Origin of the sequence: Commensalibacter sp. ESL0382, assembly GCF_009725775.1 — a bacterium.
Classification (GTDB): Bacteria; Pseudomonadota; Alphaproteobacteria; order Acetobacterales; family Acetobacteraceae; genus Commensalibacter; species Commensalibacter melissae.
Genome location: NZ_WNII01000012.1, coordinates 92,530 through 103,994, shown reverse-complemented (window position 1 = coordinate 103,994; position 11,465 = coordinate 92,530). Strand labels below are relative to the sequence as shown.

Below are 11,465 nucleotides of genomic sequence, written 5' to 3'. Positions count from 1 at the left end.
TTAATATAAGCCATACAGTTATCATTTTTAGAGTTTATATAAGCAGTAAGAAGAGATAACAGCCGTCACATTGATTTTTGAACATTTAAAATGTTGAAAGATCGTTAGTCTTTTAAAAAAGTTTGATGCAGTTTAATAATCTGGTATCCGGAAGCCAAAGTACAATGATCCAATTTTTTACCTTGTTGTACGGGACATTGATACCAATGATAATTTTTATAAAATAACCCATAACCATCTTCTATATTACAGGATTTTTCTAAACTACCTGCAACTATTGGACATTTTTTATATATATTTTGTCTATTTATGAAAAAATAACCATCAGCAGGGGCGCAGTTGATAGTAACAACACCATTTTCCAGCCAGCATCGTTTATATTGGGCGACAGCTTTACAGGTAAACAGGATATTTAGGCTAATTCCAGCAATTATGGTTACAGCCAAAGAGCGCAGATGAAAGATCATTTATCTTTCCAGTTGAGATTAATAGGTAAGTGATCGCAGTCATTATTGTAAGGACTGGTTTTAACCATTTTATAGGGCTATAGTTTTTTTTGAAAGATTTGAAAGAATAAATTTAAAAGGGCTTTCAAAATGAGTAAAAAACAAAATAAATTAATTTTTATGGCCTGCTGCACTGCCTTGTTATTATCGACTGGTACAGCTAAAGCAATCGGTTTAAAGTTTTCCAATCCTCAGCCACATCAGAAAATTAAGGCTGGGAATCAAGAAATTCATTTGGTTTATGACCATGAATTTGATCCTTTCCGCAGTCGTTTGTTATTGATAAATCAATCTGGACAACCTGATTTGATTCCCGCAACAACCGCTTTAAATCACAGGGAAGTTAAAACATCATATCCGTTAAAGGCGGGGCAATATATCTTGCAATGGCATGTTTGGAATTGGAAGGGGGAGGAAAGTACAGGTGAAATTCCTTTTGAGGCTGTTAATCCCTGATTTTGTTCATTCTATTGCCAATCGTAAACCTGCTCCAGCAGCAAGTGGGCAAAAAGGTAGAGCAATAGCAAAACATGCCCCGAGTAATTGAAGATTGGGTAGGAATGCGAGATTATTTAATTTTGCATCAATAAGCATGGTGCCAAAAATAAGGACGGGGGTTAACAAGGGAAAAGTTAATAAAGGGAGCAAAAAAGAGTTTTTCTTGGCTCCAAGGGCAATAGAATTTGTCATTCCCCCGACAAGAGATTGACAGGCGGTTCCAAGTGAAAGGCTGATAATAAAAATGGGCAGGATTGATACGGGCAAGTTATATAAAATTGTTAAGGGGATACTGGCGCAGAGAAGAGGGATTCCTGTACATAACCAGTGACCTGTCATTTTGGTGAAGGCCAAGGTAGAGGGAGATATTCCAAGCAAAAAAAATTGATCCAGGGACCCATCCTCATAATCTTGCTGGTATATGCGTTCCATAGGCAACAAAGCGGCCAACAGGGCGCAAACCCACAAAATGGCGGGGGCTATTTGCTGAAGTCTTTGAGGTTCTGGTCCAAGCGCAAGCGGAAAAAGAGTCGCTGTCAAAATAAAAAACAGGATTGTTCCAATGGTATCACTGGCATGCCGGAAAGAAAGTAATATTTCTCGTTGTAAAAGAAGAATGAAAGGCATGGGAAAGATATCTTAATGTAAGGAAGGAAGTGAAAGATTAAGAGATCTTGCGTTGATCAATGGAAGATCTGTATGTGTACTGACTAAAATCATGCCACCGTTTTTTTGAAAAGAGGCAAATATTTCAGCAAGATTGATCATGTTTTCTCTATCCAATCCAACGGTTGGTTCATCTAGCAACCAAATTGTTGCAGGTTTAAGCAAAATGCGGGCCAGGGCTGTGCGACGTTTTTGACCAGCGGATAATAATCGAACGGGAGTATCAATTAAATGGTATAAATTAAATTTTTTCAAACAATCGTGAAGATTGGTTTTGTAAAATTTTGAATATAACTGCAGGTTCTCTCTCACAGTCATAATCGGTTTTAAGGCGTTTGAATGACCCAACCAGGCAATAGTTTGAAGATAATTTTCATAAGTTTCATGATGTTCAAAGATGTTTCTGGAGTTCCATAAAACATTACCTGAATCTGGTTTTCTGAACCCTGCGAGAATTCTTAATAATGTACTTTTGCCAACGCCATTTGGACCATGGATACAGAGACTTTCCCCTGCAGATAGAGAAAAATTGATATTGTTCAGGACCAGTTTTTCATTTCGAAATGTGGTTAGATTGACAATAGATACGGTCATGAAAAGGGTTTCAAAAATGATTTTAAGTTACAAAAGTACACTGTTTAGTGAAATTGTAAAAGCCCATGAATAATTGCTTTTATGATATTCAAGATATAATAAGTATAGTGTAATTGGCGAGATAACAAATATAAAATGTTGTTTATACACGATTATCTAACGACATAATTTAAGGATATCATTATGAAACTGATTGGTCAGGATAATTTAAAAACATGTAAAACGTTGGAAGTCGATGGAAAAACCTATCATTATTTTTCACTGGTTGAAGCAGAGAAAAAATTGGGTAATTTTCGTCGTTTACCAAATACCTTAAAAGTATTGCTGGAAAATGTTTTACGCTTTGAAAATGGTCAATCTTTTACGGTAGACAATGCCAAGGCAATTATAGAATGGCAAAAGAATCATCATAGCCAGTCCGAAGTGCCTTTTCGTCCTTCCCGTATTTTGATGCAGGATTTTACAGGGGTTCCAGCTGTTGTCGATTTGGCTGCCATGCGTGAAGGAATGACCCAGTTAAAAGGTGATCCGCAAAAGGTTAATCCACTAATTCCGGTAAATCTGGTGATTGATCATTCTGTAATGGTCGATAAATTTGGATCTGATGCGGCACTGAAAGAAAATATAACGCTTGAATTTGAACGAAACGCTGAGCGGTATGCTTTCCTTCGTTGGGGACAAGAAGCGTTCAAAGGTTTTTCCGTTGTTCCACCTGATACTGGAATTTGTCATCAGGTTAATTTGGAACATATTGCCAAGGTTGTTTGGCTTCGTGATGAAGATGGAAAAACCTATGCCTATCCAGACACTCTTTTTGGAACAGATTCCCATACAACAATGGTCAACGGATTGGGTGTTCTTGGCTGGGGTGTTGGAGGTATCGAAGCTGAAGCAGCCATGTTGGGGCAACCGATTACAATGTTAATACCGGATGTTATCGGCTTCCGGTTAACAGGAAAATTGGCAAAGGGTGTAACTGCAACAGATCTTGTTCTGACAATTACACAGATGTTACGTAAGAAGGGTGTTGTTGGCAAGTTTGTTGAATTTTATGGTCCGGCTTTGGATCATTTACCACTTTATACACGGGCTACAATTGCAAATATGGCACCTGAATATGGCGCAACATGTGGGTTCTTCCCGGTTGACCAGCAAGCTTTGGATTACCTCAAATTAACCGGTCGTGACGATCATCAGATTAAGTTGGTGGAAGCTTATCTTAAAGCACAGGGTATGTTCCGTGAAGCGAATGCGGAAGAACCAGAATTTACTGATACTTTGGAACTGGATATTGGTAATGTTGTTCCCTCTATTTCAGGTCCTCGTCGTCCACAAGATCGTATCAGCCTCAGCGATGCAACCTCTGCATTCGTCAAAGAGCTGTCTTCAGGATTCCATGTTGAAGGTAAAGATCAAGATGTCGCTTGTGCTGTTGCCGGTAAAGATTTTAAACTCGAACATGGTTCAGTTGTAATTGCGGCAATTACTTCATGCACCAATACCTCTAATACGGAAGTGATGATTGCTGCTGGTTTATTGGCAAAAAAAGCACATGCTTTGGGATTGAAGCGGAAGCCTTGGGTTAAAACGTCTCTTGCACCTGGTTCAAAAGTTGTTACTGAATATTTAGAAAAGGCCGGGTTAATTCCATCTCTTGATGCGCTTGGATTCAATATTGTTGGATATGGTTGTACAACCTGTATCGGAAATTCCGGTCCTCTGGCACCAGAAATTGTTGACACTATCGAAAATAACAATTTGGTGGCAACAGCGGTTCTTTCGGGAAACCGTAACTTTGAGGGACGTATTTCTCCAAACGTTCGCGCAAACTATCTGGCAAGTCCACCGTTGGTAGTCGCTTATGCTTTATTGGGAACCTTGCGTAAGGATATTACAAAGGATCCTATTGGTGTTTCCAAGGATGGTAAGGAAATTTATCTACATGATATTTGGCCTTCAACAGAGGAAATCAAAGAGGTAATGGCAGCAGCGATTACGCGTGAAGAATTCCGTAAGGGATATGATAATATCAGTAAAGGTACGGTTGAATGGCAGAGATTGGCTGTGGCAACTGGATCTCAGACTTATGATTGGGATTCAAAATCAACCTATGTTCGTAATCCTCCCTATTTTGAAGGAATGAAGCGGCATCCTGAAGCCCGTCATGATATTAAAGGGGCAAGAATATTGGCGTTATTAGGGGATAATGTTACAACAGATCATATATCTCCAGCTGGTTCCATTCGTAAAGATTCCCCTGCTGGCAGATATTTGACTGAACATGGAGTTAGGGTGGAGGACTTTAACTCGTATGGTTCACGTCGTGGTAATCATGAGGTCATGATGCGTGGCACTTTTGCCAATATCCGTATTCGTAATGAAATGGTTCCAGGAGTTGAAGGTGGATATAGCAAGCATTATCCTGATAGTAAGGAAGGGGCAATCTATGATGTTGCCATGGAATACCAAAAAGAAAATACACCATTGGTTGTTTTTGGCGGTAAAGAATACGGAATGGGTTCCTCCCGTGACTGGGCGGCAAAAGGTACGACGTTGTTGGGAGTAAAAGCCGTTATTGCTGAAAGTTTTGAACGTATTCATCGTTCTAATCTTGTTGGAATGGGTGTATTGCCACTCTTATTTGAGGAGGGTACAACACGTAAAACGTTGGGATTGAAGGGTGATGAAAAAATCGATATTTTGGGTATCGAAACTTTAAAACCGCGTCAAAAAATGATTATGAGAATAACTCGCAATGATGGTTCACATCAGGATATTCCTGTGATCTGTCGTGTTGATACGCAAGAAGAGGTAGAATATTATCGTAATGGTGGCATTTTGCCTTATGTTCTCAGACTAATGGCCTAAGTCTTAAAATCTGTTTTAAAGTGTAAGTGACCTGTTTATTTGTTAAACAGGTCACTTTTCATTTGTAATATATCCAAACATAACGTGTCATTATCATGGAATTATAAATATTTGGATTTGTTACTTGTAAAGCATTTATAAGATTGTTAAATTAATACAAAATTGTCTTCCGTTAGATGTGGGGGGTGGCCTTAGTCGGCCGCCTTTTTTATTTTGGAATCCGTAGAAAATATTTCTGATGTACGTATTGAACAACGTGTTATCGCTTTGATTGAACCCATTTTGATTAATATGGGATATGAGTTGGTTAGAGTGGCTTTGTTGGGCAAACAAGCTTTGACCTTACAGATTATGGTGGATCGGGCTGATGGTAGTCTGATTAATGTTGAGGATTGTGAACAGATTAGTCACGCTGTAAGTGCTGTAATGGATGTTCATGATCCTATGGAAGGTGCCTGGACATTGGAGGTTTCCTCCGCCGGAATCGATCGTCCCTTGGTGCGCGTAAAAGATTGGAACCGTTTTGCGGGTCATCTTGCCAAAGTGGAAATGATGATTCCAATTGAAGGCAGAAGACGGTTTTCCGGGATTGCCCTGGGAGCGGATGAACAGAATGCGCGTATGCGTTTAGATACAGGTTCTGAAATTGAATTGCCTTTGTCAGAAATACGCAAGGCTAAATTGGTGCTGACTGATTCTTTAATTGATGCATGCAGTCATATGGTCAATGCTTTATCTGGGTCGGAAACTGAATAAAGTATAAGTGAAAATAAAATCAAAACCGGTTTAATCTGGTATAATAGATTGTGAGGTTAAAATGGATACGTCTGTTGCTCGTCCTGAATTGTTATTGGTTGCTGATGCTGTTGCACGTGAAAAAGCCATTAGCCGGGAAGAGATTCTCGAAGCGATGGAACAGGCCATTCAAAAGGCTGGACGCGCTAAATATGGTCATGAAAAAGACATTCGTGCGATAATTGATCGTAAGACGGGAGAGGTGCGCCTTTCCCGATGGACAGAAGTCGTGGAGGAAGTTGAAAATGAGGCTTCACAAATTCCATATAAAATTGCGCTCAAGATACAGCCTGATATTAAGATTGGTGAATATCTTATTGATCCATTGCCACCCATAGATTTTGGCCGTATCGCTGCACAGACTGCAAAGCAGGTTATCGTGCAACGTGTTCGTGAATGTGAACGGAATCGTCAATATGAGGATTTCAAGGACCGTATTGGTGAAATTGTGAATGGAACAGTGAAACGAACTGAATATGGCAATCTGTTGGTGGAAATTGGCAGTGTCGAAGCTTTGTTAAGGCGTGATGAATTGATTCCAAGAGAAAACTTTCGGAATTCAGAGCGTGTAAGAGCCTATATTTGTGATGTCCGTAAGGAGCCACGTGGTCCACAGATCTTTTTATCTAGGACGCACCCCGCATTTTTGGCGAAATTGTTTGCACAGGAAGTGCCTGAAATCTATGATGGTATTATCGAGATTAAGGCAGTCGCCAGAGATCCGGGTTCCCGAGCGAAAATGGCTGTTATTTCAAAAGACAGTACCATTGATCCTGTTGGTGCTTGTGTTGGAGTCAGGGGGTCTCGTGTACAAGCTGTAGTACAGGAATTGCAAGGGGAAAAAATTGATATCATTCCTTGGAGCGGTCAGGCGGCCACCTTTGTCGTGAATGCCTTGGCACCGGCGGAAGTTACAAAAGTTGTCATGGATGAGGAAGCTGGGCGTGTGGAGGTTGTGGTTCCAGATGATCAATTGAGTTTAGCTATTGGACGTCGTGGACAAAATGTTCGTTTGGCCAGTCAATTGACACGATGGGACATTGATATTCTGACCGAAACAGAAGAATCAGATCGTAGACAAGAAGAATTCCGTCGCAGATCCGCTATTTTTGCCGAAGAGCTGGATGTTGATGATGTGATTGCCGGCCTGTTGGTTACAGAAGGTTTTCATACTATTGAGGAGCTTGCTTTTGCCGATCCCCAGGAATTGGCTGAAATTGAAGGTTTTGATGCAAATATCGCGCAAGAGCTTGTCCAGAGGGCAGAAGAATGTTTGGAAAAACAACATCGTTCTCTGGATGAGAAAAGGCAGGCTCTTGGGGTTTCGGATGAGCTTGTGGAACTTGATTGCTTTACACAACAAATGTTGATCTTATTGGGTGAAAAAGGGGTGAAAACGCTCGATGATTTAGCTGACCTTGCCAGTGATGAACTGATCGAGATTCTTGGTGCAGATGCAATTGATGAAGAAACAGCCAATGCAATTATTATGCAGGCCAGAGAACATTGGTTTGAAGAAGAGGGAGGCGAGGAAAGTCAAGATAAAGAATAAAATTTGATAATGATATTTAAATGATTAGGCTTCATGGGAGGCCTAATCATTTTGATTTATTATTTTCTTTTAATTTTGAATAGTTTACGCTAATGAATAAAAGTCCTGATAGCTCGGCGAATCGTCAACGTTTCTGTGTGGTTACAAGGGAAAGAGATGATCCTGAAAATTTAATTCGTTTTGTTTTGTCGCCAGATGGATATATTGTTCCAGATTTGACAGAACGGCTTCCTGGAAGAGGGATGTGGTTGAAAGCCGATAAAAATATCATACATAAGGCGATAGAAATGCGTTCGTTCTCACGTGCAATGCAATGTCAGGTTACGGTTCCGGAAAATTTGGTGTCAATAATTAGGGATGGTTTGCGGAATAAAATTAAGGATACATTTGGTTTTGCAAGACGTGCTGGACAGATTACGTACGGTTTTGTAAAAGTAAGAGAAAAGATTTCTCAGAATATTGCTGGATTGATTATACAGGCTATAGATGGTAGTGAAGAAGAAAAAAAGCGTATATTATCAGGAACGGGTCTTTTACCTGTCATGGCAGTTTTTACGGCAAAAGAATTGGGAATGATTTTTGGTCGAGAATATATAGTTCATGCAGCAATTTACAGGGGACCGTTTGTAAAGCAAATTCTTTTTGATAATAAACGGTTATCAGGAATAATAAATTAGGGTATAAATCGATGGAATAAGTCAACCCATCGAAAATGGATTTAAGAACAGGCAGGTATATGAGCGAAGGCAACGATCAAGAACAAGGACAGGGTAAAAAACGTTTATCTTTACGTTCATCAGTAAAAAGGGACGTGGGGCAGACTGTCGATGCCGGATCTATTAGGCAAAGTTTTAGCCATGGACGCAGCAAGGTTGTCCAGGTTGAAGTACGTAAAAAGCGTAGTGCGCCTGGCAGTAAGGAAAAACAGGTTAATAGTGTCCGTAAACCTGCGGCAAAAAAAGCATCTGCTGGTTCGAGTAAACGCTCCTTGACAGCTGCAGAATTAGCCATCAGACAGCGTGTTCTGGAAGAACAAAAGCTTGAACAGCAGCGTAAAAATCTTGAACGTCAAGAACAGGAAAAAATATCTATTCTTTCAGAAGCGGAGAGATTACGTAAAAAACAGGAAGAAGAGAAAGTTCTAGCCAAGGCACAGGCAGAGGCTGAAAAGGCTGCGCAGGAAGAAGGCAAGGAAACTGTTGAGCAGGAAAAAATTGCTGTATCTGAGACAGAAGAAGAATCTAAAAAAACTATAAAATCCAAAAAAACGAAAACTGCATCTGAACCTCCATTACGTCGGGTCAAGGTTTCCAAGGTTCCTATTCCTGGTGAAATTACCTTGGCACCAGAGCCTGTTCCTGTGGAACCTTTGGCAAAAAGGGCTATTTTGCCTGAAAAACCTGTGGTGAGTGAGTCTGTTAAGAATGGAGAATCCGTATCTGGTAAAACCTCAGTAAAAAATTCAAGTGAATCTGTTCTCAATGTCAAAACATCTGAAAAAGACGGAAAAATAAATAAGAAATCTGTTGAATCTTCACGCAGGATTAATGTTCAGGATGATATGGATTCTGATGAAGGGGAAGGTCGTCGTGGTTCGTCCCGTCGTGGAAGCGGTGTAAATCGTAAAAGCAGTAGTCGAGGCAAGGGGGATGGTCGACGTTCTGGTAAAATAGATATTCAGGCAGCGATTGAGGGCGAGGATGATAATAAAGTTCGTTCGTTGGCTTCGGTACGTCGTCAAAGAGAACGTGAACGCCGTCAAGCAGAGTTGGAGAAATTACGTACGGATCAGGTAAAGGTTGTTCGTGATGTCACTCTTCCAGAAACAATTACCGTACAAGAACTTGCCAATCGTATGGCTGCACGCCAAGGAGTCGTTATTAAAGCCCTGATGAAAATGGGTGTGATGGCAACAGTTAATCAGTCATTGGATGCAGACACGGCCGAATTGATTATCGAGGAATTTGGTCATCGTGTGCATAGGGTTGCCGATAGTGATGTTGAACTTGGTATTGAAGGTGTAGAGGATAAGGATGAGGATAAATTGCCCCGTCCACCTGTTGTAGCGGTGATGGGACATGTTGATCATGGTAAAACCTCTTTGCTGGATGCTCTGCGGACAACGGATATTGCGCATAAGGAGGCTGGTGGGATTACCCAGCATATTGGCGCCTATCAGGTTAGAATGCAGTCAGGTGCTAAAATCACCTTTTTAGATACGCCTGGTCATGAGGCATTCACGGCGATGCGTTCCAGGGGAGCGTCAGTGACGGATATCGTGGTGCTTGTTGTTGCTGCGGATGATGGGGTCATGCCTCAGACAATTGAGGCAATTAAACATGCTAAAGCTGCAAATGTTCCAATTATTGTCGCCATTAATAAATGTGATTTGCCTGGAGCCAATCCTGACCGTGTAAGACAGGAGCTTTTGAATCATGAAATCGTCGTTGAGAAAATGGGGGGTGATACTCAGGATGTTGAAGTTTCGGCTAAAAAACATATCGGTTTGGACAAACTGGAAGAAGCAATCATTTTGCTGGCTGAATTGTTGGAATTAAAAGCAAACCCGAATAGAGTGGCAGAGGGTGCTGTTATTGAAAGCCGTTTGGACAAGGGACGTGGACCTGTTGCGACTTTATTGGTTCAGAAAGGAACCTTGAATAAAGGAGATGTTATTGTCGCTGGTTCTGAATGGGGTCGTGTTCGTGCGATGCTGGATGATAAAAGCAAGAATATGAAAAAAGCTGGACCTTCCACACCCGTAGAGCTTTTGGGTTTAACGGGTGTACCTCGTGCTGGTGAGCCTTTTGTTGTTGTGGATAATGAAAGTAAAGCTCGTGAAATTTCTGAATTTAGGCAACGTAAGGCTCGTGAAAAACAGGCAGCGGTTAGAATGGCTGCACGTGGAACCTTGGATCAGATGCTTGCGCGTATTCAAGCAAATGAGCAAAAAGAAATTGCTGTCTTAATCAAGGCTGATGTTCAGGGATCTGCTGAGGCTATTCAGGCGACAGTTCAGAAACTTGAACATGAGGAAATTAAAGTTCGCGTTTTATCCGCAACAGTTGGTCAGATTACGGAAAGTGATGTTCAACTTGCCAAAGCATCACAGGCTATCATTATCGCCTTTAATGTAAGGGCAACAACGCAGGCTAGAGAACTTGCGCAGCATGAAGGTGTTGATATTCATTACTATTCAATTATTTATCAGGTGGTTGATGATATTGAACAGATTATTAAAGGACGTATTGCACCAAAACAGCGTGAGAAATTCTTGGGTTATGCAGAAATTCGTAAAGTCTTTACCATTAGTAAAACTGGTAAGGTTGCAGGATGTTACGTAACACAGGGCGTGGTTCGTCGAGGCTGCGGTGTTCGGTTGTTGCGTGATAATGTTGTTATTCATCAGGGTAATTTAAGCCAGCTTAAACGTTTCAAGGATGATGTCAAAGAAGTGGCACATGATTATGAATGTGGACTTTCTTTTTCAGGATACAATGACTTGCGAGAGGGAGACGTTGTTGAATGTTATGAAATTGAAACAGTACAGGCTTGATGGATAAATTTATAGTAACTGGGAAGGATTTTTTGAAAAAGGATTCAAAAGGCCCTTCTCAACGGCAATTGCGCGTTGCTGAAGAAATCAGGCATATTTTGGCAGATTTATTCATCCGGATCGAATTTCGTGTGCCTGAACTTCAGGGACAGAAATTTACAGTAACAGAAGTGCGCATGACGCCTGATTTGCGTCATGCAATTGTATATATTTCTCACTTAGGGAAAAGTGATGTAGGGGATTTTTTACCTGCATTAAAACGAGTTGCACCTTATTTGAGAAATCAGCTATCACAAAAAATTAGACTTAAATTTTTACCTGATTTGAGATTTCAGCCTGATACAACTTTGGACTATGCAGCTAAGATTGATGCAGTGCTGAATAGTCCGGAAGTTTTGAGAGACCTTGAAAAAGAAAATCAATAATCAAG

10 protein-coding genes are annotated in these 11,465 nt (G+C 40.7%); 7 read left to right on the top strand and 3 right to left on the bottom strand.

The window, feature by feature from the left end; all coding sequences use genetic code 11:
• Positions 1-104: 104 nt before the first annotated feature.
• Positions 105-467: a hypothetical protein gene (locus GM552_RS08200; protein WP_155566050.1), complete on the bottom strand. Its 363-nt coding sequence runs from the start codon at positions 465-467 to the stop codon at positions 105-107.
• 129 nt (positions 468-596) lie between these two features.
• On the opposite strand from GM552_RS08200, the gene GM552_RS08195 reads away from it, so the two are divergent.
• On the top strand, positions 597-962 hold the full coding sequence (locus GM552_RS08195; RefSeq protein ID WP_155566049.1) for a copper resistance protein CopC: 366 nt from the start codon (positions 597-599) through the stop codon (positions 960-962).
• Positions 963-968: 6 nt separating this feature from the next.
• Here GM552_RS08195 and ccmB read toward each other — a convergent pair whose 3' ends face one another.
• Positions 969-1,631, bottom strand: coding sequence for a heme exporter protein CcmB (gene ccmB / locus GM552_RS08190; RefSeq protein WP_155566048.1), 663 nt, complete (start codon positions 1,629-1,631; stop codon positions 969-971).
• A 12-nt stretch (positions 1,632-1,643) separates the two neighbouring features.
• Positions 1,644-2,264, bottom strand: coding sequence for a heme ABC exporter ATP-binding protein CcmA (ccmA, locus tag GM552_RS08185; protein ID WP_155566047.1), 621 nt, complete (start codon positions 2,262-2,264; stop codon positions 1,644-1,646).
• A gap of 183 nt (positions 2,265-2,447) precedes the next feature.
• Here ccmA and acnA point away from each other — a divergent pair, with 183 nt between their 5' ends.
• From acnA to rbfA, 6 genes are all read left to right on the top strand, one after another.
• A complete protein-coding gene (gene acnA, locus GM552_RS08180; protein WP_155566046.1) occupies positions 2,448-5,132 on the top strand; it encodes an aconitate hydratase AcnA in 2,685 nt (894 codons plus the stop codon).
• 213 nt (positions 5,133-5,345) lie between these two features.
• The gene (rimP, locus tag GM552_RS08175; protein ID WP_155566045.1) at positions 5,346-5,888 is read left to right on the top strand and encodes a ribosome maturation factor RimP; all 543 of its coding nucleotides are present in this window, start codon (positions 5,346-5,348) and stop codon (positions 5,886-5,888) included.
• A gap of 61 nt (positions 5,889-5,949) precedes the next feature.
• On the top strand, positions 5,950-7,479 hold the full coding sequence (gene nusA / locus GM552_RS08170; RefSeq protein ID WP_155566044.1) for a transcription termination factor NusA: 1,530 nt from the start codon (positions 5,950-5,952) through the stop codon (positions 7,477-7,479).
• 92 nt (positions 7,480-7,571) lie between these two features.
• Positions 7,572-8,156 carry an RNA-binding protein gene (locus GM552_RS08165; protein WP_155566043.1) on the top strand — a complete coding sequence of 195 codons (585 nt, stop codon included), beginning with the start codon at positions 7,572-7,574 and terminating at the stop codon, positions 8,154-8,156.
• A 59-nt stretch (positions 8,157-8,215) separates the two neighbouring features.
• Complete coding sequence (gene infB / locus GM552_RS08160) at positions 8,216-11,035, top strand: translation initiation factor IF-2 (protein ID WP_155566042.1); 2,820 nt, start codon at positions 8,216-8,218, stop codon at positions 11,033-11,035.
• A complete protein-coding gene (gene rbfA, locus GM552_RS08155; RefSeq protein WP_122124118.1) occupies positions 11,035-11,460 on the top strand; it encodes a 30S ribosome-binding factor RbfA in 426 nt (141 codons plus the stop codon). The genes infB and rbfA overlap by 1 nt, the downstream gene beginning before the upstream one ends.
• The last annotated feature ends 5 nt before the right edge of the window (positions 11,461-11,465 follow it).